The organism is Aeromonas sp. R2-2 (assembly GCF_040908355.1).
In the GTDB taxonomy this organism is placed as follows: domain Bacteria; phylum Pseudomonadota; class Gammaproteobacteria; order Enterobacterales; family Aeromonadaceae; genus Aeromonas; species Aeromonas veronii.
The window spans coordinates 18,605-37,779 of sequence record NZ_JBFODQ010000009.1 but is presented as its reverse complement, the minus strand read 5'-3'; the positions used below and the strand labels follow the sequence as shown (position 1 = coordinate 37,779).

Sequence of the window (19,175 nt, the reverse complement as noted above, 5' to 3'; positions counted from 1 at the left end):
GGGCTCCCGCCCCCTGTGCTAGGACGGCAGGAAGATCCTGACTGTTGCTGCTCTGCGCCTTGCGCTGACGCAAGCCGATAAAATAACCGCCTGCCGTGACGATGGCCGCCAGCGCAAAGAAGGTGATCATCGGGAAGCCCGGGATCAACCCAAACAGCACCAGCAGCAGACCACCTATCAGCAGCGCCTTGGGCTGGGCCACCACCTGGGCGCCGATATCGGTACCCAGATCGGAAGACTCTTCGGAGGAGACCCGGGTGACGATAATCCCCGCGGTGATGGCGATCAGCAGCGCCGGCACCTGGGAGACCATGCCATCACCCACCGTCAGGATGGAGTAGAGCTGCAGCGCATCGGCAGCGGATAACCCCTTCTGGGTCACCCCGATGGTGACGCCGCCGAGGATGTTGACGAAGATGATGATGAGGCCCGCTATGGCGTCCCCTTTCACGAACTTCATGGCGCCATCCATGGAGCCGAACATCTGGCTCTCCTTCTCGATGACGCCGCGACGATCCCGCGCCTCGTGCACGTCGATCACCCCGGCGCGCATGTCACCATCGATACTCATCTGCTTGCCCGGCATGGCATCAAGGGAGAAGCGGGCACTCACCTCGGCGACCCGCTCCGAGCCCTTGGTGATCACCAGAAACTGGACGATGGTGATGATGAGGAAGATGACGATCCCCACCACCAGATTGCCCCCCACCACGAAGTTGCCGAAGGTGTAGACAATCTGCCCCGCATCGGCCTGCAGCAGGATCATCCGGGTGGTGCTCACCGACAAGGCAAGCCGGAACAGGGTGGTGATCAGCAGCACCGCCGGAAAGGCGGAGAACTGCAGCGGCGAATTGATATAAACCGCCATCATCAGCAGTACCACTGAGATGGTCATGTTGATGGCAATCAGGATATCGAGGGCCACCGGCGGCAGCGGCAAGACCATCATAAAGACGATGGCCAGCAGCAGGATCGCCAGCATGATGTCCTTGCGCTCGCCTATCCGGCGCAGCAGCTCAAGGGAGCGTTGATTCATTCTGCTCTTCCAGTTCGAGGTATTGTTGATAGGCAAAACGGGCTTCATCCAGCCGCCCTGCCAACTGGCAGGCCCGGCTGCGACAGAGCCAGAGCGGGCCGTCGGCCTCCCCTTGCTGCATCAGCTGATCGACATGGGCCAGCGCCGCCTCCCCCTCCCCCTGTTTGAGCAGGGCCACCAGCAGGGTCCGTCGCCCTCCCTGATGGTCGGGGTGGATCTGCAGCAGGGCGGCCAGCAGGACACACGCCTTGTCAGGGTGGCCATATTGCAGTTGCAACCAGCCGGTGAGCAGCAGCGCATCCTGCTGCTGTGACGTAAGCACCATGGTCATACCTTGTGCAGCAGATGAAGGGTCATCTGCATCAGTTGTTCATCGGTGTGCATCTGTTCGAGCAGCGCGGCAGCCGCTCGCAATTCTGGGCTCTGCCCCTCAGCCAGCACACTGCGCAGCCCCTGCATCGCCTGATTGAAATCAACCGGTCGCAGCAAGTCGTGAAAGCCGCGATCCGGGGTGGCGAAATCGAGCAGCGCCCGATCCGCCAGCCGCTCGGGGTAGAGGCGGCTGATATGGGGTTCGATGGACTGGCCATCGGGCAACAGGGCATAACGCCCCGGCAGGCTTCGCTCCTGATCGTCAAGAGAGATGGCGCTGAGCTGCTCGATACCGATATGCGCGGCAGTGATCCGGCTCATGACGCCAGCACCTCTCGCTGCAGCCGAGTCAGGGTGGTCACTGCCTGATGGAGCTGGGGCAGAGTCACGGCCCGCTCATCGAGAGTGACGAAGAGGATAAGCTGATCCTCCCCCAACCAGCCGCTGCGCACCGGCAGTGCCGGACCTTGCGCCGCGGCGGTCAAGGTCATGGCGCGGCGGATCGCCTCGCCACTCTGATGCCAGGGCACAGCGCGGGCCAACCAGAGGGTCAGTTGCCCCTGATGGCGCTCCAGTTGCAGAGTGCCGCTCTGCTCCAGTTCAAGCTGGATCAGCGAATGGGGGTTATCCCCTATGGTGATGCCCAGATCTTGGCAAAACTGCACCAGCAGGGGTTCAATCCAGTTCATGACGACTCTCCAGACAACTCATCCTCTTCCCGCTCGATGGCGTTATCGAGCGCCCCCTGACAGCACTGCAACAGGTTCTGGCGCTGCTCCTCCTCACTGAACAGCTCCACCGGCAGCAGGCGGATCAGCCGCTTGAGCTCTTGATAGAGCAGCACCTGCTGGCGACAATCTGACAGCTCAAGAGCCACACCGACTTGCTCCACATCCCGCACGCTGGCCCAGCGTTTCTCCACCAGGGCGATCAGATCGCCCATCAGATCAGAAGGCCCGTATGCCATGGGCCGAGCCCTCCTTCACCCGTTGCCACAGCTCGTCCACTTGCGCCGAGAGAGTGTTGAGCAGCCGCAGCTTGTGCATGTCGCTCATCACCCGTTCCAGCTTGACCGGGTCGAGCCAGCGCTGCTGGCTGTCGAGATCGGCGCTCAGGGCCTTCATCATGAAGCCGGTCACCTTCTCCAGCGCTCCGTTGCCAAAGCGACTGTGAATATCGCGCCAGGCGGCAGAAAGGGCACGGTAGTCCTGCACCGCATCGCGATAGAGATCCCGCAGATCCTGCTCGGCTCCCACGCCAGCTTTGGCCGCTTCGGCCGCGGGGCCGGTAATGCGCGCCCCCAGCACGATGGCACTGCCCTGCTCGTCCGCCAGCTTGGCCAGCGCCTGCTCCACCAGCGCCAGGGTGCCCTGCATCTCCGGTCGTCCGGCGAGGGCCTTGCGCGCTTGGCAGAGCGCCTCGAACTGCTCGCTCACCTCCCCCGAATAGCTCTCGAGGTAGGCCAGCAGCTGGGAGAGATTGGCCAGCCGACCGCTGCCGAGGTGGCTCACCATCTCCTTGATCTTCTGCTGGCGTTCGAGCTCCGGCACTTTGTCGAGGTAGTCCCCGACCAGCGCCTCGATCTCGCTGATGCGGGCATGGCTGTCACTCAGCTTGCGCTTGGCGAGCGAAAGCTCAGCGCGCTCGGAAAAGACAAAGGTGAGCTCTTCGGCGGCATCGGCCAGCGACTGAGCGGCACTGGCCAGCACGACCCGCTCCCCCTGAAACTGTCCTCCCTGCAGGGGAGCCTGACGAGATGCGACCTCTGCTCCGCGCAGCTCGGGCTGGGCGGCAGGGGCATAGGGGTTGCTCTGGATAATGGCCATGGAAACTCCCGTGACGAATGGATTGACGAGGATGGCATTATAAAAATCGCCCTCGCCTCCCTATGCCAAAATCGGCCGTGAATTTTTAGCCCGCCCCCAACGGTTTTCTAAAAAGTCCCGACTCGCGCTGAAATCCCCGTAGCCCCCCCATCCCCTATAGTGGCCGCCAGTTTCAATGGCACAGATTGTTATGACCCTCTCCCTCGACCACATCCCCGACCAGCTTCGTCACGCCATCGACGAGTGCCGCCTGATCCAGATCCGTGGCCGGGTTACCCAGGTGACCGGCACCCTGCTCAAGGCAGTCGTCCCCGGGGTGCGGATCGGTGAGCTATGCCATCTGCGCAACCCCGACAACACCCTCTCCCTGCAGGCTGAGGTGATCGGCTTTGCCCAGCATCAGGCGCTGCTCACCCCCCTTGGCGAAATGTTTGGCATCTCCTCCAACACCGAGGTAAGCCCGACCGGAGCCATGCATCAGGTCGGGGTCGGCGAGCATCTGCTCGGCCAGGTGCTCGATGGCCTCGGCAACCCCTTTGGCGGTGGCCATCTGCCAGAGCCCGAGGCCTGGTATCCGGTCTATCGGGATGCGCCCGCTCCCATGAGCCGCAAGCGGATTGAGCAACCCATTTCGCTGGGCATTCGCGCCATCGATGGCCTGCTCACCTGCGGTGAGGGGCAACGGATGGGGATCTTCGCCGCCGCAGGTGGTGGCAAGAGCACCCTGCTGGCGTCGCTTATTCGCAGCGCCGAGGTAGATGTCACCGTGCTGGCGCTGATCGGTGAACGGGGCCGTGAGGTGCGCGAATTTATCGAAGCAGACCTGGGGGAAGAGGGGCTCAAGAAGGCGGTACTGGTAGTGGCTACTTCGGATCGCCCCGCCATGGAGCGGGCCAAGGCGGGCTTTGTCGCCACCTCCATCGCCGAGTATTTCCGGGATCAGGGCAAGCGGGTACTGCTGCTGATGGACTCCGTCACCCGTTTTGCCCGTGCCCAGCGGGAGATTGGTCTGGCCGCTGGCGAGCCACCAACCCGACGGGGCTATCCGCCGTCGGTGTTTGCCGCCCTGCCCCGCCTGATGGAGCGGGCCGGTCAGTCAGACAAGGGCTCTATCACCGCCCTCTATACCGTGCTGGTAGAGGGGGATGACATGACAGAGCCGGTAGCCGACGAGACCCGCTCCATCCTCGATGGCCACATCATCCTCTCGCGCAAACTGGCGGCGGCCAACCACTATCCGGCCATCGATATACTGCGCTCCGCTAGCCGGGTGATGAACCAGATCATCGAGCCCGAGCATCAGGCTCAGGCCGGTCGACTACGCAGCTGGCTGGCGAAATATGAAGAGGTGGAGCTGTTGCTGCAGATAGGCGAATACCAGAAAGGGCAGGACAAGGTGGCCGACGAGGCGATCGCCCGCATCGAGACTATTCGCCAGTGGCTCAGGCAAGGCACCCATGAACCCAGCTCACTGCCGGAAGCCCTCTCGACCCTGGAGGCGCTGACCCGATGATTGGCCGCCTGCAACGAATAAAAGACCTGCGGCTGGATCGGGCCGAGCAGCAGCTCGCCGCCCAGCAGGCTCGGGTGCAACTCGCCCGCGTTCGCCAACACGAAGCGGAGCAGGAGAGTCTCGACTACCGCAAGTGGCGCCTTGCCGAAGAGGAGCGGCTATTTGCCATCTGTCAGGCGGAGCAACTCGATCGCAAGGGGCTCAAGGCGTGGCAACAGCAAGTGTCGCTGCTGCGGGAGAAAGAGGCCCAGCTTGAACAAACTGCCGCCGAGCAGACCGAGCGGGTCGCCGAAGAGCGCATCCGCTTGCAGGAGCGCCAGCAGGCGGTACACCGGGCCCGCCAGCAGCAACAGAAATTTGCCGAACTACACCGTCAGGAGCAGGCCTCACAGCAAGCCCTGCGTGACTACAACGAAGAGCAGGAACAGGAAGAGTTCCGCCAGCAGATCAGGATGTAACGACTCATGAACCGAATCCTCCCGATACAGGACACAGTGACAGCCCGGGGCGACACCCAGATAGCTGAAGCCAATCGATCGCAACAACAGCGTTTTGAGCAGGCGATGCGGCTTGAATCGGATCAAAAGGCACCCGACAAGTACAGGGCGAATGGCCAGAGCAAGACCCAGGAGCCTCGGCCTCAGCAACTATTACAGACGCAGCAGCAAAAAAAACAGGCAGCCGATACTGTCCGGCAGTCTGATATTGCTGCTTCTCACAGCCAGCCAAAGCATTTACAGACACAACAGCTCATCACAAGAAAGGCATCCGGTTTATCCACCTTCCCGGAGGTGACCGAACGTGACCAGAAGGAAATCGAGAGCAAAAGATCGCAGCAAGTGCGGGATGCACAAGTCAACGTGCACGAGGGCGGAACCAGAGATGTGGCGCTACCCGCCCCGGAAAACGCCTGTTCAGTGCCTTCATCAATGTTGAATACACCGGCCCCTCGCCCCCTCCTCGAGGGCGCTGGAGATTGGGCACCAGAGAGCGCTCTGTCAGCGATACCCTCTTTGATGAAAGAGCCCTTGCCCAACCCCGAGCAAAGAGAGAGTGACTCGCGACAACATGATCTACAAACAATCGGGATCGCAGCCGGTATGGAGCTGCCGCTGAGCTCAGATCAAGCCACCCTTCAACAAGGTGAAGCCTCTCTTGCCCAAGTCTTCGAATTCGCCGAACAAAAGGTCTCCAACAGCGACACTGACTTCAATGCGCTCACTCTGAACGACGAGATGCCCGAAGCCAGCGGTCAACCGATCCCCCCACAGGTGAAAACCCCCGGGGATCTGCAGCTCGCCCGGTTGGCACCTGCCGAGAATAATCGGGAGCTGGGTCAACTGCTGGAGCGACTGGCGGTTGATATCTATCAGGAGCTGGGCCGCCCGGAGCGCCCGCCGCTGCTGCGCCTGACGTTGCCACAGCTGGGCGATCTCTCCATTCGCATCGCTCACCACCATGGCGAGCTGCAGATCGAGATCCTCGCCACGGCGCAAGGTGAGCTGCTGCTCAATCAGGGGCGCAGCGATCTGGTCGACCGCCTGCAACGGCTCTATCCCGGCGAGCGGGTCGCCCTCGATCTCTTCGGCCAGCCCGGCAGTGAACAGGGTTCGCGCCATAAACGATCCATCTACGAAGAGTGGGATGCCGACGCATGACACCTATTACCCTCAGCTCCGCCTCGCTGGCGGAGTTGACTTTACAGCAGACCCTGAGCCAATACCGCCAGCACTTTGGCTGGAGTGGCGGCGAGCTTCTCCTCGTCATCGGTTTGCTGCCTGCGACACTCGATACCCGGCTGCAACTGCAGTGGCAGGGGCTCTCTTTGCCGCTGTTGTGCCACGGCGCCGAGCTGGCGCAATGGCTGGCGCCGGATCTACAACAGGCGGCGCTGTTCAGTCTGCCCGAGCCGCTGCAACTGGCGTTGATCGAACGGCTGGGACAACCCCTCGGTGGCCTCACCTGCTCGGCGCTGACCCGACCGGAGAGTAATGTTCAGACCGATGAGCCCGCCCTGCAACTGCTGTTGCAACGGGAGGGGGCCAGTCTCGCTCTCTGGCTGCCGCAGCCCGAGCCCTTGCTGAGCAAGCTGCCACCACGACCACAGCAGCAGCGGCTGCCGTTGCCCCTCACCCTCTCCCTGCTATGGGGCGAGATGGGGCTGACCATGGATGAGCTCGCCACCCTCGCTATCGGTGATGTGCTGCTGCCGCCACCCCATCCGCAACTCGGCCAACAACTGCTGATCTGCGTGGAGGGTCGACCCTTTGCCTACTGCCAACCCCATCAACAACATCTGGAATTGACTGCCATGCATAATGCTGCCTCCGCTGAACCCTTCGGCCCGACCGAACTGGATCAACTGCCGATCCAGGTTAGCTTCGAAGTGGGCCGCCAGACGCTGGACTGGCATACCCTCACCAGCCTGCAACCGGGCGCCCTGATCGATCTTGGCACGCCCCTCGATGGCGAAGTGCGCATCATCAGCAACGGCCATTCGCTGGGAGTGGGCCGACTGGTGGAGATCCAGGGTCGCCTGGGAGTACGGGTCGAACGCCTCGACAACGAGTCACAGTCATGATCCAATTGCCAGACGAGCTAAACCTGATCGTCGGGCTGGCGCTGCTGGCTCTGCTCCCCTTTATCGCCGTGATGGCCACCTCCTTCGTCAAGCTGGCGGTGGTCTTCTCGCTGCTGCGCAACGCCCTCGGGGTGCAGCAGATCCCCCCCAACATGGCGATGTACGGGCTGGCGATCATTCTCAGCATTTATGTGATGGCGCCGGTCGGCTTTGCCACCCAGGATTACCTGCGCCAGAACGAGGTGTCGCTGGCGAAAGCCGAATCGGTGGAGAAGTTCCTCGATGAGGGGATTGCCCCCTACCGCGACTTTTTGAAAAAGCAGATCAAACCACGAGAGCACGCCTTCTTTATCGACAGCACCAAGCAACTCTGGCCCAGCAAATATGCCGACCGGCTGGAGCCCGACAGCCTGCTGATCCTGCTGCCCGCCTTTACCGTGAGCGAGCTGAGCCGCGCCTTCGAAATCGGCTTTCTGATCTACCTGCCCTTTATCGCCATCGACCTCATCATCTCCAACATCTTGCTGGCGATGGGGATGATGATGGTCTCCCCCATGACCATCTCGCTGCCCTTCAAGCTGCTGCTGTTTGTGCTGCTCGATGGCTGGGCCCGCCTGACCCACGGGCTGGTCATCAGTTACGGAGGCTAGCATGAGTCACGCCGATATCCTTCACTTCACCAGCCAGGCGCTCTGGCTGGTGCTGATCCTCTCGATGCCACCTGTGCTGGTGGCGGCGCTGGTGGGCACCCTTGTCTCTTTGCTGCAGGCACTGACCCAGATCCAGGAGCAGACCCTGGGCTTTGTCGCCAAGCTGATCGCCGTGGTGATCACCCTGTTTGCCACCACCGCCTGGCTGGGGAACGAGCTCTACAGCTTTGCCGACATGGTGCTGTTCAAGGTGCCGCAGATCCAATGACGCTGGAGAGCCTGCAGGCCCAGATGCTGGCCTATACCCTGCTGCTGCCGCGTTTTATCAGCTGCTTCGTGATGCTGCCGGTGCTGAGCAAACAGATGCTGGGGGGGGCGATGATCCGCAACGGCGTGGTCTGCTCGCTGGCGCTCTACGCCTACCCCACAGTCGCCGACACCTTGCCGGATCAGATCGACGGCATGGCGCTGGCCATGCTGATCGCCAAGGAGGTGCTGCTCGGCCTGCTGATCGGCTTTGTCGCCGCCATCCCCTTCTGGGCTATCGAGGCGAGCGGGTTTCTGATCGACAACCAGCGCGGCGCCGCCATGGGCTCCCTGTTCAACCCGAGTCTCGGCAGCCAGACCAGTCCCACCGGCCTGCTGCTGACCCAGACCCTGATCACCCTCTTCTTTGCCAGCGGCGCCTTTCTCGCCCTGCTGGCCGCCCTGTTCCAGAGCTATATCAGCTGGCCAGTGGCGCACTTTTTCCCCACCATCGACGAGCAGTGGGTCAACTTTTTCTACGGCCAGTTCAGCCATATGTTGCTGCTCTGCGCTTTGCTGGCGGCGCCGCTCTTGATCGCCATGTTTCTGGCCGAATTCGGGCTGGCGCTGATCAGCCGCTTCGCCCCTTCACTTAACGTCTTCGTGCTGGCGATGCCGATAAAAAGCGCCGTCGCCAGCCTGCTGCTGGTCATCTATATCAAGCTGATGATGGACCACGCCTATCAACAGGTGCTGGCGGTGATGGATCCGCTGCAACTGCTGATCCCCATTCTGGAGGCGCGATGAGCGGCGAGAAGACCGAACAACCCACCCCCAAAAAGTTGCGGGATGCCCGCCAGAAGGGGCAAGTGGTCAAGAGCAAGGAGGTGGTCTCCACCGCCATCATCCTCAGTCTGGTAGGCATGCTGATGGCGATGTCCGACTACTACCTCGAACATCTGGGCAAGCTGATGATGATCCCGGAGTCCCACATCAACCTCCCCTTTACCCAGGCGCTCAACCATGTGGTGGAGAACCTGATGCAGGAGATGGCCTATCTCTGCATTCCACTCCTCGCGGTCGCGGTGCTGGTGGTACTCGCCTCCCACTTCGCACAGTACGGTTTTTTGCTGAGCGGCGAGTCCATCAAGCCCGACATCAAAAAGATCAATCCGGTGGAGGGGGCCAAGAAGATCTTCTCCATCAAGAGCCTGATGGAGTTCGTCAAATCACTGCTCAAGGTGAGTCTCCTGAGCCTCTTGGTGTGGGTCACCATAAAGGGCAATCTGCAAGCGATGCTCCAGTTGCCCGGCTGTGGCATGAGCTGTATCACTCCGGTGCTGGGGGGCATGCTGGGCCAGCTGATGGTGGTTTGCGCCATGGGCTTTGTAGTGATCGCCATCGCTGACTACGCCTTCGAACACTACCAGCACATCAAGCAGCTCAAGATGAGCAAGGACGAGGTGAAGCGGGAGTACAAGGAGATGGAGGGGAGCCCCGAGATCAAGAGCAAACGCCGCCAGTTCCATCAGGAGTTGCAGTCGAGCAACATGCGCGCCGACGTCAAGCGCTCCTCGGTCATCGTCGCCAACCCGACCCATATCGCCATCGGTATCCGCTACGAGCGGGGAGAAACCCCGCTGCCGATGGTGACCCTCAAGTTCACCGATGCCCAGGCGCTGCAGGTACGCAAGATTGCCGAAGAGGAGGGGATACCTGTGCTGCAACGCATTCCACTGGCCCGTGCCCTCTATCGGGATGCCCAGCTCAACAACTACATTCCCGCCGACCAGATTGAGGCAACCGCCGAGGTTCTGCGCTGGCTGGAGCAGTGGCGCCAGAGCGAAGGGCCACAGTGGTAGGGCAGTACGCTGCCCGCCTGGCCAAACAAACTGCGCAACACGCGAAAAACTGACAAATCCCCGACCGCTCCCCGATATAGCGCGCCGTCACGGCTCGGTATCATCCCCTTATCGTCAACCCTGTCGGGAATCACATCATGGCCTTACCAGCAATCGGTGGACACATTCACCTCAACCGCCCAGCATCGCCCCAGCAAACAGAGGCCAGCCCGCTGCTGGCCAAGGGTAACAAGCTGTTCGAACAATCCGTCAAGCGCGGCATCGGCCACTTCCAGAGCAGCGATCTCAAACAGGTCATCAGCGCCCTGCGCCAGTTGCAAAGCGCCCCCGATAGCGGCAAAGCGCAACGGGTGCAGGATGCGATCCAGCACTGGGAGCAGCACCACCCCAAAGAAGTGGCTGCACGCGGCGCTCGTCTGACTGAACTGAAGCAGGCGCTGGCAGAACAGGGGGCCATCACCAGAGCCGCCCCGCGACATGAACCGAAAGTGATGGCGGGTGGCACCCAGGCCCTGCTGCAAAAGAGCATGGCCGGACTGGAAAAACTGGGCAGCTACGCCTGCACCGACGCCCAGACCTTTGTCCAGCCCAATAACCCGAGCTATCAGAAGATCATCGGCAAACTCAACGCCTTCGGGCAGGATCCCCAGCGCCTGGCAGCTAACCAGCGCGCCAACAACAGCGCCAATATGGCCGCCATCCAGATCACCAGAAACAAGCAGCCACTCTCGTTACGTACCATGGAAAACATCGCCAAGGCGGTGGATGACGCCAAGGCCGGTTGCTGCTCGACCCTGGCCTATTCGGCGGCGGCCGAACTGCTGCGCCACAACAGTGACCAGCGGATCGAAGTGCTGGCCCATCGTGGCGCACAGGGTCACGCCCAGACCCACTGCTTTGTGGTGATTGGCCGCGCCGAAGGGAGTGAACTCACCAAGCCGGAAAGCTGGGGGCCACACGCCAAAGTGGTCGACCCTTGGGCCGCCACCATAGGGGCGCCACTGGTCGGTACCCCTGCCCGCCCCCCTATCGCCAACCTGTGGCCGCCCACAGAGTCGGTCTTTGATAACACCCATCGGGAGGATTAATGATGTTCCATGCCATGCTATCAACCCTCGTTCGCCAGCTATCCCTGCCGCAGGAGTGCCTGCACGAAGAGGGGCTGGATCTGCAGGCGGGCCCCTTCAGCCTTCATATTCGCGAGCGGGATCAACTGGTGACCCTGTTTATCCCGCTGGGGGATATCCAGACCCCCTCCCTCGCTGCCATGGCCGACTGGCCGGTGCTGCAACTCAGTCGTGGTAGCGAGCAGAGCACCCTGCTCTGGTGTCGCGAGTGGCTGGACAAGCTGGATGTGGATCTCCTGACCGATATGGTCAGCCGCATGCTGCATCAGGCCGAGGCCCTGACCCAAGACACAGCGCTAGCAGCTACCGAGCTCAGCGAGTCCGCAATCGAACCAGCCATGTCACGCCAGAATTGCACTATCCCGACGACCATTCGCGCCTGATATCGGCGTCTGCTCATAAGGGAAAACAGCGCAAACAAAACGGGGCCATCACTGATGGCTCCGTTATGTTTTCAAATCTGCATCAAGTTGACCTTGCACCCGCTCTCACCTTTGTCAGCTCACCGGCCCGCGAAATCGGCCGACAGTCGGCGAGACGACTGCTGACCAGGATGCAGCAACCCGAGCTCGCCCCACCCGCCATATCATCACCGCTCACCTGTAAACCGCAGAAACGGGAGTCAGCCTGAGCTGGCTGGACAAGCCCGAGCTCACCCCACCCGCTATATCATCACCGCTCACCAGCAAACCGCAAAAGCGGGCATCGGCCTGAGCTGGCTGGGCAAGCCTGCAGCAGCGCAAAACGTGAGGCTGCTCACTGCGCCGGCAAGGAGAGATTGAGAGCCAAGTGGAGAGGAATATGATGGGCGTCCACTCTCTTCACGAGCCCATTTATGAGCCACCCGCACGACCAGAACCCGCCGAGTGAAATCCATCGCTGTGACAAATGCAGGGAACGTACCCGCCATATCGTGGTGCTGGTCGCCCGCGATCACAGCCAGGACATCATGCCCAAGGATCCGCGCAAAGCCTTCTGGCAAGCCTTTACTTCCAGCAGCATCACCAACTGGGCGTTTGGTGAAACACTGGCCTACCAGACCACCCATGTAAAACATCTAATTTGCGAGCGGTGCGGGAAGAAGTTTCTGGAGTATTGATGGCTCCAGTCTGTCATCCGTCACACAACCAACCGAATAAACTCCCGCTATCAAGCAAGTAGTTTGTTGATCCTTGGCAGGTTTTTACCTGCTGCCGGTTTTGCATTGCCCCCACCTTGATTACCATGGCTCACTTGGCAACCGGGATTGGGAGGGACGTTGCCGAGATCGCTCTGGCCACCATAGCGCCATCCCCTCCCGCCACATCGCCGGTTAACAGCAGCAGAGTGGAGGCTGTCGTCCAGGGGCGGTAGCGTGCCAGCAAGAAATGGGATGTAGCGATAATTTCCTCGTGACCGTCCAATTACGCTTCGACAATCCGACCGACAAAACTGAACAATCAAAGCGGTAAAAAACATGATCGATCACAAGCGATTCCAGAGATTGGTACAACAGCTCTACTCGACAGTAGAGGAGCTTGAAGAAATGTTTCCGGGGCGACTCTTTACGCCCGATGGCCATATGGTCGGCAGTATTGGCGAATGTCTGGTTGCAGATGCTTACGGGTTAGAATTGATGAATGCATCAAACAAGGGATATGACGCTTTATCTCCATCCGGGCTGCAAGTTGAAATCAAAGCCACGCAGGCAAAATCAGTCGCCTTCCGCAGCCAGCCAGAACACACCATCGCCATCAAAATTCTTCCCAACGGTACATTCGAAGAGATTTTTAATGGCCCGGGAAACTTGGTATGGCAGCAGTTTGACGGGAAACCCCTGCCCTCAAATGGTCAATACCAAATCTCTCTTAACAAGCTCAAAGAATTAAACAAGCAGGTTGATAAATCTCAGCGGATCTTAAGAGTCACTCAATAGAACCCGTTCACAGGATGAGGTGCCCCTCTCCGGCAACAGAAAAGGATCCCGCCGTTATGTTTGAGTACGTCGAAAAACTGCAAACGCGCATCGCTACCATGGTCAGCCAGAACGAAGCCGGGATCCGGCAGGCGGCCCACTGGTTTAGCGAGGCCATCGTCCACAACAAAATGATCCATATGCTGGGCACCGGGCACTCCCATATGGTCGGGCTGGAGGGGTTTATCCGTGCCGGTGGCCTTGGCAATATCAACGCCGTGCTCGACTCCACCGTCACCACCGCCGATGGTGCCCTGCGCAGCTCGGCGCTGGAGAAGCTGCCGGGGCTTGCCGCCATCCTGTGGGAGGAGCAGCCGATTGCGCCGGGTGACCTGATGGTGGTCATCTCCAATTCGGGTCGCAACGCCCTGCCCATCGAGTGGGCCCAGCTTGCCAGAGCGCGCGGCCACAAGGTGATCGCTATTACCTCAGTGGCGCAATCGGCGCAAAACCCGAGTCGTCACCCTTCTGGCCAGAAACTGATGGAGCTGGCCGATCTGGTACTGGACAACTGCGTGCCGCCGGGCGATGGCCTGTGCGAAGTCAATGATCGGGTCACCGGCGCCTTCTCCTCCATCTCCGGCATGGTGCTGATCAATACGCTGGTTGTCGAAGCGCAGAAACTGGCACTGGCACAAGGAGTCACCCCGCTTATTTTCTCCAGCCAGAATGTGGATGGCTTTAATAACGATGATGTTTACCGCCATTTCCAAGGGCGATTGAAGTCGATGTAAATATCTATATAGATTTTTTGAAATTAAACCATCACCAAAAATTGAGATCACATAGTGGCAGATTATATAAACAAGAACATCCTTAGCCAGGCTTATATTCATGTTGAGCCGAGAGGTATGGAAACCGATGAACAGTTAGAGTCATTCAAGATGGTTCAATAAAATCTCGTGTAACTGTAATTGGCACACTAATGCTTCTACTTCAAGGTATTAGTTCTTATAAAGACTTCAGAGAGGGCCTTCAACTTCTGTACTCTGATGCAAAATGGCTATCGGATGCCATCATATCGGAATCTTTATATCAAACTAAGGCAAAGCATCATGATGTAATCAGAGTGGAGGCTAGAACTGGAATCATTGGCTCCATTCATAAAGTTTTTAATAAATTGGAAAACATTAAACGTGGAGCAAAAGGAGCTATGCTCGCCACTGATATTGTGGATAAAATTGATGATGCGCAAAATGAAATACTAAAGTTAATGGATAATATCTGTGATTTAGCTGATAAGGATTTAGTAGCAAAAGAATGCATTGCTTTGGTTAAGGAGCTACCAGAAACACCTGTACCACCCAAAGATAAAGAAAATAAAATTTATGCTATCGACGAGTACAGACGCAAAAAATCAAATCTAATCGGCGAAATAGAAATCCATCTAATGGCTGATGAGTAAAATAAAATTATCTATAACGCAGATGTGCGGTGATACCTAATTTGACCATAAATCCTGATGGCCCGTAGGTTCGAATAGCGAAGCGTATTCGGACATTCACGTCATCATCTCTACTTTCCAGCCTCCAGATATCTGTTCCAAAAAAGAGAGCTCATAGATGAAACGAATTCTGATTATTGGCAACTCGGGATCGGGCAAGAGCTGGTTGGCGGCTCGATTGGCTGAGGGGTTAACTATCCGCGAGGTCAATCTGGACACCATTGTCTGGCAGCCGGGCGGCTTTAACCAAAAACGGTCCCAGCATGAGATTGACCATGCCATCCAAACACTTGCTCAAGAGCGCTCATGGGTGGTCGAAGGGGTATTTGGCGCCCTGGCCGAGCAACTGCTTGATGCCGCCTATACCCTGCTTTTTCTGGATCTCGACTGGTCGGTATGCCGTGATTCACTGCTATCGCGCGGATCACAAAGTGCCAGGCAACGGGATGCCGTAGCAGCCGAAGAGAGCTTTCAACAACTGCTGGTGTGGGCATCTGAATATGGGCAGCGAGCCGGTAAAAGCTCCCGCCAATTCCATCGCGAGCTGTTTGATCGATTCCCAAACGACAAGCACCGTTTCACGACTCGCACAGAGGTAAATCTCTATCTTAACCAACTAGTAACTAGCCATTGGAGTTTGAGCGCTGGTCACAACTAAGGTGGCTAGTTCCTGTAGAGGATAAATATGGGGCGTAGAACAGAGTTAATATGTGTAGCATTAGGCATCATCAATTCTTTTGCGAGTAGAAACAATGATATAGATGGATACTGGGGATTAGGGAAAATGTACAAAGCTCTTGAATCTGAAGAGTCAAAAATCGTTTCTATAGATTTGATTACCAAAGTCGTAACTCCAGATATAAATGAATTGAAGCTCATGTCTCTATCATATTCAGAATTGCTTACTAAATTAGTATGTAATAAGAAAATACCTATCCACTGGATAGTTTCTGTCACAATAACATCTGAATTTGAAGCAGAATACCAACACCACTACCATTTCTGGCGTCGTGATCTTGGTAGGCCTTGTAACCTGACTTGCACTATTGTTGATGATATGGGCAATAATCATACGGCTAAGGCATACGTTAACTGCTTACCACACAATCCACATAAAGAGCTGAGAAGTTTAAGAGTTAAATGACTTTTAAAAACTTAGTGTAAATAAACAGTTGAACACCAAGACAAAAAAATTATGAAAGCACGCGCAATTTATTTATTGTTTTTCCTCGGGTTATCCAGCCAAATCTCATTTGCTAATGAAACCGGATCTCAAGTTCCACCTCGGACAGAAGACTACCCGGCACCACCTGTATATAGAGGTAAGCCAGCCAAACTTTCACTAGACTCTGAATTAGCCAGAACATTCCGAACCCGACTTACCGCTGCCTTGTCACAAAAGCCAGTATATGCAGGTGAATATGTACTGACAGGCTGGGGATGTGGTTCATCAGGTTGTTATGATCAAGTTCTTGTCAACAAACGCACGGGCAAGGTACTTGATATGGTATTTAATGCTTATAGCTCATATGATGTAAATGATGAATCTGATATCCGTGTGGGAGAATGGATAGAATCACCCAAAATTGATAGCAGCCTTCTCACAACGGTTAAAGTTGAAAACAGTCAAGACGGAAAGTCTTTTATTTATTACACAAACTATTACATTGTTGATAAAAACCAGCTCACGCTTATAAAAACGCTCCAAGACAGTCCATAGATTCGAGTATTCAGGTATTCATCCGGTCATCTTAATCCAGTAGGGTGCAATAAGCGCAGCGCATTGCACCTCTATCTTTGCCACCACCCTCCCTGCCCAAACAGGCGGTGCAATTCACTTTGTTCATTGCACCCTACGGTGCGTCTATGACAGTGGTTTTTCTTGCCCGTTGTGGTGGGCTGTCTGACACCGATGGCGCAACCCATTTCTCCAGCTTGTTCTGCTCGCGCCTCCCCTGCTCCCGCCCCTCGATTCCCGCCAGCAGGACCATTTCTGTGCGTTGGCTCACATCCCGCCGCCGTTTTTCACCTCACAAATTTATAGAAAGAGTGCTCCCATCCGCTGAGTAAAAACTCACCGCACGGCCAAGGCGCTGAACAACACACAAACACAACCAATTGATTTTAATCATTAATAAAAACATGGGCGATTCAATCCGCCCCCGTTTCAGCAGCTATTCAGCTTTGCGATCAGGGTCACACTCAAGGTGATAGCGCACAAAAATCCAGTTATTCGCACATTTGTGCGATAGGGTGACCTCTGCCCCAGCGCGATAATAGTCGGGTCAATTTTGTCTGCATGCCGGCCTGCAAGGGCGGCATGCCAACAGGCTCCGGCAACGGAGCGGGGAGAGCGCCATGATAACCACCTTGATCAATGAACATCTGATCAATCTCGATTTGAAAGCGACACGTAAGGAAGAGGTCTTCACCGAGATGGCCCGCCTGCTGGTCGCGCAAGGCAAGGTCAGCGACGAGCAGCAGTTCGTCAAGGATCTGTGGGCCCGCGAAGAGCTGGGCAACACCGGCTTTGAAGAGGGCGTGGCCCTGCCCCACGCCAAGAGTGCAGCGGTATGCAACCCGGCGGTCGCCATCGGCATCAGCCGCAACGGCATCGAGTACGGCGCCGAAGATGGCAAGCCGTCCCATATTTTCTTTATGATCGCCTCTCCCGATGGCGGCGCCAACCACCATATCGAGGTGCTGGCCGAGCTCTCCGGCAAGCTGATCGAAGAGGGCTTTATCGCCAAACTGCTGGCGGCCAACACCCCGGCCGATGCGCTGGCGCTGCTGCTGGCCAAGAAAGAGGAAGCGGCTGCCGTACCTGCGGCCAACAAGGGGCTGATCATCGGTGTCACCGGTTGCCCGGCCGGTATCGCCCATACCTATCTGGCGGCCGAGTCGCTGGAGCGCGCCGCCAAGGAGCTGGGTTATGAGGTGAAGGTGGAGACTAACGGCTCCATCGGCGTCAAGAACAGCCCGACCACCGACGAGATCGCCCGCGCCACCGCCATCGTGGTGGCCTGTGACAAGCAGGTGGACATGGCCCGCTTCAACGGCAAGCCGCTCATCAAGACCGGCGTGAAGGCCCCCATCAAGGATGGCAAGGGTCTGATCGAGCAGGCCCTGAAAGCCCCCGCCTATGTGGCTGGCAAAGAAGATAAAAAAGGTGAAGAGAAGAGCGCGGGTGGCAGTTCCGATCTCTATCGCTACCTGATGAACGGTGTGTCGCACATGATCCCGTTCGTGGTGACCGGCGGTCTGTTGATTGCGCTGGCACTGGCCATCGGCGGCAACCCGACCCCGAGCGGCATGCAGATCCCGGAAGGGAGCATGTGGAACCAGATCCTCAACGTGGGCGTGGCCGCCTTTACCCTGATGATCCCCATTCTGGCGGGCTATATCGCCTACGCCATCGGTGATCGTCCTGCGCTGGCACCGGGCTTTATCGGTGGCTGGATCGCCAACAACGGCAGTTTCTACGGCGCTGATGCCGGTACCGGCTTTATCGGTGCCATCATTGCGGGCCTCCTGGTCGGTTATCTGGTGCGCTGGATTGCGACCCGTCAGTACCACAAGATGGTGCAACCGCTGGTGCCGATCCTGATCGCCCCCATCGTCGGCTCCCTGTTTATCGCTGCGGTCTTTATCTTCATCATCGGCGCTCCCATTGCCGACATGATGACTGGCCTCAACGCCATGCTGCTCTCCATGAGCGGTGGCAGTCTGGTGCTGCTGGGTATCGTGCTGGGTGGTATGGCCGGCTTTGATATGGGTGGCCCGGTTAACAAGGTAGCCTTCCTCTTCTCCGTCGGCATGATCGCCTCCGGTCAGACCCAGTTCATGGGTGCCATGGCCTGCGCCATCCCGGCCGCGCCCCTTGGCATGTCGCTGGCTACTGTGCTCGGTCGCAAGCTCGGCATCTTTGACGAGTCCGAGATCGAAGCGGGCAAAGCCGCCGGTGCCATGGGTCTGGTGGGTATCTCCGAAGGTGCGATTCCGTTCGCCGCCCGTGACCCGCTCGCCGTCATTCCGGCCAACGTGCTGGGCAGCATGACCGCCGCTGTGATGGCCTTCCTGTTCGGCATCACCAACAGCGTTGCCCACGGTGGCCCCATCGTGGCCCTGCTGGGTGCCGTCAACAAGCCGCTGCTGGCCCTGCTCTGCATGATCTGCGGTGCCATCGTGACCGGCGTGGTCGCGGTTGCCCTGAAAAAGCTGCGGGTAAAAAAGAGTGACGAGGTGACCCTGGCCAAGGCGGCCTGAGTGCCCCTCGCCATCGCGGCTCGTAGAGCATAAAAGAGGCCACCCCACGGGGTGGCCTCTTGTTTTTTGGGGATGGCTGGCGGGCCGTATTTCCCAACATCGCCCCCCGAGAAATAGTGGTCGATAAGCACTCTTCCCTCATATCTCCCTTCACCTCTCTCCTTGCCTTTCCCTTGCTCCCTTCTGGCCTATCCATCCCACCAGCCCAGCACTCACACAGAGCGCCAAACTGTCTGAAATGGCAGCAATCCGGCGTCAGCGGTGTGATGTTTCTCACGCTTTGTCCGCGAAAGCGCAA

23 protein-coding genes and 2 pseudogenes are annotated in these 19,175 nt (G+C 58.0%); 19 read left to right on the top strand and 6 right to left on the bottom strand.

The window, feature by feature from the left end; translation table 11 throughout:
- The 6 genes and pseudogenes from ascV to aopN form a co-directional block, all read right to left on the bottom strand.
- Nucleotides 1–1,036, bottom strand: a pseudogene (gene ascV / locus AB5Z09_RS01945) (SctV family type III secretion system export apparatus subunit AscV); the annotation flags it as partial.
- A complete protein-coding gene (ascY, locus tag AB5Z09_RS01940) occupies nucleotides 1,017–1,367 on the bottom strand; it encodes a type III secretion system chaperone AscY (RefSeq protein WP_152564614.1) in 351 nt (116 codons plus the stop codon). The gene ascY and the pseudogene ascV, both read right to left, overlap by 20 nt.
- Nucleotides 1,364–1,729, bottom strand: a complete 366-nt coding sequence (ascX, locus tag AB5Z09_RS01935; protein ID WP_043821018.1) for a type III secretion system protein AscX — start codon at nucleotides 1,727–1,729, stop codon at nucleotides 1,364–1,366. Before ascX ends, ascY begins: the two co-directional genes overlap by 4 nt.
- Nucleotides 1,726–2,097 carry a SycN family type III secretion system chaperone Acr2 gene (gene acr2, locus AB5Z09_RS01930; RefSeq protein WP_021229940.1) on the bottom strand — a complete coding sequence of 124 codons (372 nt, stop codon included), beginning with the start codon at nucleotides 2,095–2,097 and terminating at the stop codon, nucleotides 1,726–1,728. Before acr2 ends, ascX begins: the two co-directional genes overlap by 4 nt.
- On the bottom strand, nucleotides 2,094–2,375 hold the full coding sequence (acr1, locus tag AB5Z09_RS01925; RefSeq protein ID WP_005334576.1) for a type III secretion system gatekeeper subunit Acr1: 282 nt from the start codon (nucleotides 2,373–2,375) through the stop codon (nucleotides 2,094–2,096). The genes acr2 and acr1 overlap by 4 nt, the downstream gene beginning before the upstream one ends.
- Complete coding sequence (gene aopN / locus AB5Z09_RS01920; protein WP_042054058.1) at nucleotides 2,356–3,234, bottom strand: SctW family type III secretion system gatekeeper subunit AopN; 879 nt, start codon at nucleotides 3,232–3,234, stop codon at nucleotides 2,356–2,358. The genes acr1 and aopN overlap by 20 nt, the downstream gene beginning before the upstream one ends.
- Before the next feature lie 190 nt (nucleotides 3,235–3,424).
- On the opposite strand from aopN, the gene ascN reads away from it, so the two are divergent.
- The 19 genes and pseudogenes from ascN (at nucleotide 3,425) to AB5Z09_RS01825 (ending at nucleotide 18,877) form a co-directional block, all read left to right on the top strand.
- Nucleotides 3,425–4,747: a SctN family type III secretion system ATPase AscN gene (ascN, locus tag AB5Z09_RS01915; protein WP_368194517.1), complete on the top strand. Its 1,323-nt coding sequence runs from the start codon at nucleotides 3,425–3,427 to the stop codon at nucleotides 4,745–4,747.
- Nucleotides 4,744–5,205 (top strand): type III secretion system central stalk protein AscO, encoded by a 462-nt coding sequence (gene ascO, locus AB5Z09_RS01910; RefSeq protein ID WP_076491468.1) that lies wholly within the window; start codon nucleotides 4,744–4,746, stop codon nucleotides 5,203–5,205. Before ascN ends, ascO begins: the two co-directional genes overlap by 4 nt.
- 642 nt (nucleotides 5,206–5,847) lie before the next feature.
- Nucleotides 5,848–6,405 carry a type III secretion system needle length determinant gene (locus AB5Z09_RS01905; RefSeq protein ID WP_368194516.1) on the top strand — a complete coding sequence of 186 codons (558 nt, stop codon included), beginning with the start codon at nucleotides 5,848–5,850 and terminating at the stop codon, nucleotides 6,403–6,405.
- Nucleotides 6,402–7,328 carry a SctQ family type III secretion system cytoplasmic ring protein AscQ gene (ascQ, locus tag AB5Z09_RS01900; RefSeq protein WP_368194515.1) on the top strand — a complete coding sequence of 309 codons (927 nt, stop codon included), beginning with the start codon at nucleotides 6,402–6,404 and terminating at the stop codon, nucleotides 7,326–7,328. The genes AB5Z09_RS01905 and ascQ overlap by 4 nt, the downstream gene beginning before the upstream one ends.
- On the top strand, nucleotides 7,325–7,978 hold the full coding sequence (gene ascR, locus AB5Z09_RS01895; RefSeq protein WP_005334585.1) for a SctR family type III secretion system export apparatus subunit AscR: 654 nt from the start codon (nucleotides 7,325–7,327) through the stop codon (nucleotides 7,976–7,978). Before ascQ ends, ascR begins: the two co-directional genes overlap by 4 nt.
- A 1-nt stretch (nucleotide 7,979) precedes the next feature.
- On the top strand, nucleotides 7,980–8,246 hold the full coding sequence (ascS, locus tag AB5Z09_RS01890) for a SctS family type III secretion system export apparatus subunit AscS (RefSeq protein ID WP_005334586.1): 267 nt from the start codon (nucleotides 7,980–7,982) through the stop codon (nucleotides 8,244–8,246).
- Nucleotides 8,243–9,031, top strand: coding sequence for a SctT family type III secretion system export apparatus subunit AscT (ascT, locus tag AB5Z09_RS01885; RefSeq protein ID WP_150997512.1), 789 nt, complete (start codon nucleotides 8,243–8,245; stop codon nucleotides 9,029–9,031). The genes ascS and ascT overlap by 4 nt, the downstream gene beginning before the upstream one ends.
- Nucleotides 9,028–10,086 (top strand): SctU family type III secretion system export apparatus subunit AscU, encoded by a 1,059-nt coding sequence (ascU, locus tag AB5Z09_RS01880; protein ID WP_368194514.1) that lies wholly within the window; start codon nucleotides 9,028–9,030, stop codon nucleotides 10,084–10,086. Before ascT ends, ascU begins: the two co-directional genes overlap by 4 nt.
- Before the next feature lie 137 nt (nucleotides 10,087–10,223).
- Complete coding sequence (locus AB5Z09_RS01875; protein ID WP_058055773.1) at nucleotides 10,224–11,174, top strand: hypothetical protein; 951 nt, start codon at nucleotides 10,224–10,226, stop codon at nucleotides 11,172–11,174.
- Nucleotides 11,174–11,596, top strand: coding sequence for a hypothetical protein (locus AB5Z09_RS01870; RefSeq protein WP_368194513.1), 423 nt, complete (start codon nucleotides 11,174–11,176; stop codon nucleotides 11,594–11,596). Before AB5Z09_RS01875 ends, AB5Z09_RS01870 begins: the two co-directional genes overlap by 1 nt.
- Before the next feature lie 68 nt (nucleotides 11,597–11,664).
- Nucleotides 11,665–11,844, top strand: a pseudogene (locus AB5Z09_RS01865) (Mal regulon transcriptional regulator MalI); the annotation flags it as partial.
- Between the two features lie 204 nt (nucleotides 11,845–12,048).
- Nucleotides 12,049–12,312, top strand: coding sequence for a hypothetical protein (locus tag AB5Z09_RS01860; protein WP_368194512.1), 264 nt, complete (start codon nucleotides 12,049–12,051; stop codon nucleotides 12,310–12,312).
- Between the two features lie 357 nt (nucleotides 12,313–12,669).
- Nucleotides 12,670–13,128: a hypothetical protein gene (locus tag AB5Z09_RS01855; RefSeq protein ID WP_368194511.1), complete on the top strand. Its 459-nt coding sequence runs from the start codon at nucleotides 12,670–12,672 to the stop codon at nucleotides 13,126–13,128.
- Nucleotides 13,129–13,184: 56 nt separating this feature from the next.
- Nucleotides 13,185–13,901: a sugar isomerase domain-containing protein gene (locus AB5Z09_RS01850; RefSeq protein ID WP_368194510.1), complete on the top strand. Its 717-nt coding sequence runs from the start codon at nucleotides 13,185–13,187 to the stop codon at nucleotides 13,899–13,901.
- 191 nt (nucleotides 13,902–14,092) lie between these two features.
- Nucleotides 14,093–14,572: a hypothetical protein gene (locus tag AB5Z09_RS01845; protein ID WP_368194509.1), complete on the top strand. Its 480-nt coding sequence runs from the start codon at nucleotides 14,093–14,095 to the stop codon at nucleotides 14,570–14,572.
- Nucleotides 14,573–14,729: 157 nt separating this feature from the next.
- Nucleotides 14,730–15,269 (top strand): AAA family ATPase, encoded by a 540-nt coding sequence (locus AB5Z09_RS01840; RefSeq protein ID WP_368194508.1) that lies wholly within the window; start codon nucleotides 14,730–14,732, stop codon nucleotides 15,267–15,269.
- Between the two features lie 27 nt (nucleotides 15,270–15,296).
- Entirely contained in the window at nucleotides 15,297–15,755 is a 459-nt protein-coding gene (locus tag AB5Z09_RS01835; RefSeq protein WP_368194507.1) for a hypothetical protein, read from the top strand.
- A 51-nt stretch (nucleotides 15,756–15,806) separates the two neighbouring features.
- Nucleotides 15,807–16,331 (top strand): hypothetical protein, encoded by a 525-nt coding sequence (locus tag AB5Z09_RS01830; protein WP_368194506.1) that lies wholly within the window; start codon nucleotides 15,807–15,809, stop codon nucleotides 16,329–16,331.
- A gap of 638 nt (nucleotides 16,332–16,969) precedes the next feature.
- Nucleotides 16,970–18,877, top strand: coding sequence for a fructose-specific PTS transporter subunit EIIC (locus AB5Z09_RS01825; RefSeq protein ID WP_368194505.1), 1,908 nt, complete (start codon nucleotides 16,970–16,972; stop codon nucleotides 18,875–18,877).
- The last annotated feature ends 298 nt before the right edge of the window (nucleotides 18,878–19,175 follow it).

Coding starts and splice junctions, on each gene's coding strand:
- AB5Z09_RS01905 (WP_368194516.1), top strand. CDS start 5,848: ATGGAGCTGCCGCTGAGCTCAGATCAAGCCACCCTTCAACAAGGTGAA.
- AB5Z09_RS01830 (WP_368194506.1), top strand. CDS start 15,807: ATGAAAGCACGCGCAATTTATTTATTGTTTTTCCTCGGGTTATCCAGC.
- ascO (WP_076491468.1), top strand. CDS start 4,744: ATGATTGGCCGCCTGCAACGAATAAAAGACCTGCGGCTGGATCGGGCC.
- ascY (WP_152564614.1), bottom strand. CDS start 1,367: ATGACCATGGTGCTTACGTCACAGCAGCAGGATGCGCTGCTGCTCACC.
- AB5Z09_RS01850 (WP_368194510.1), top strand. CDS start 13,185: ATGTTTGAGTACGTCGAAAAACTGCAAACGCGCATCGCTACCATGGTC.
- ascT (WP_150997512.1), top strand. CDS start 8,243: ATGACGCTGGAGAGCCTGCAGGCCCAGATGCTGGCCTATACCCTGCTG.
- ascR (WP_005334585.1), top strand. CDS start 7,325: ATGATCCAATTGCCAGACGAGCTAAACCTGATCGTCGGGCTGGCGCTG.
- ascS (WP_005334586.1), top strand. CDS start 7,980: ATGAGTCACGCCGATATCCTTCACTTCACCAGCCAGGCGCTCTGGCTG.
- AB5Z09_RS01855 (WP_368194511.1), top strand. CDS start 12,670: ATGATCGATCACAAGCGATTCCAGAGATTGGTACAACAGCTCTACTCG.
- ascN (WP_368194517.1), top strand. CDS start 3,425: ATGACCCTCTCCCTCGACCACATCCCCGACCAGCTTCGTCACGCCATC.
- AB5Z09_RS01860 (WP_368194512.1), top strand. CDS start 12,049: ATGAGCCACCCGCACGACCAGAACCCGCCGAGTGAAATCCATCGCTGT.
- AB5Z09_RS01870 (WP_368194513.1), top strand. CDS start 11,174: ATGATGTTCCATGCCATGCTATCAACCCTCGTTCGCCAGCTATCCCTG.
- AB5Z09_RS01825 (WP_368194505.1), top strand. CDS start 16,970: ATGATAACCACCTTGATCAATGAACATCTGATCAATCTCGATTTGAAA.
- acr2 (WP_021229940.1), bottom strand. CDS start 2,097: ATGAACTGGATTGAACCCCTGCTGGTGCAGTTTTGCCAAGATCTGGGC.
- AB5Z09_RS01840 (WP_368194508.1), top strand. CDS start 14,730: ATGAAACGAATTCTGATTATTGGCAACTCGGGATCGGGCAAGAGCTGG.
- ascX (WP_043821018.1), bottom strand. CDS start 1,729: ATGAGCCGGATCACTGCCGCGCATATCGGTATCGAGCAGCTCAGCGCC.
- ascU (WP_368194514.1), top strand. CDS start 9,028: ATGAGCGGCGAGAAGACCGAACAACCCACCCCCAAAAAGTTGCGGGAT.
- aopN (WP_042054058.1), bottom strand. CDS start 3,234: ATGGCCATTATCCAGAGCAACCCCTATGCCCCTGCCGCCCAGCCCGAG.
- ascQ (WP_368194515.1), top strand. CDS start 6,402: ATGACACCTATTACCCTCAGCTCCGCCTCGCTGGCGGAGTTGACTTTA.
- AB5Z09_RS01835 (WP_368194507.1), top strand. CDS start 15,297: ATGGGGCGTAGAACAGAGTTAATATGTGTAGCATTAGGCATCATCAAT.
- AB5Z09_RS01845 (WP_368194509.1), top strand. CDS start 14,093: ATGCTTCTACTTCAAGGTATTAGTTCTTATAAAGACTTCAGAGAGGGC.
- AB5Z09_RS01875 (WP_058055773.1), top strand. CDS start 10,224: ATGGCCTTACCAGCAATCGGTGGACACATTCACCTCAACCGCCCAGCA.
- acr1 (WP_005334576.1), bottom strand. CDS start 2,375: ATGGCATACGGGCCTTCTGATCTGATGGGCGATCTGATCGCCCTGGTG.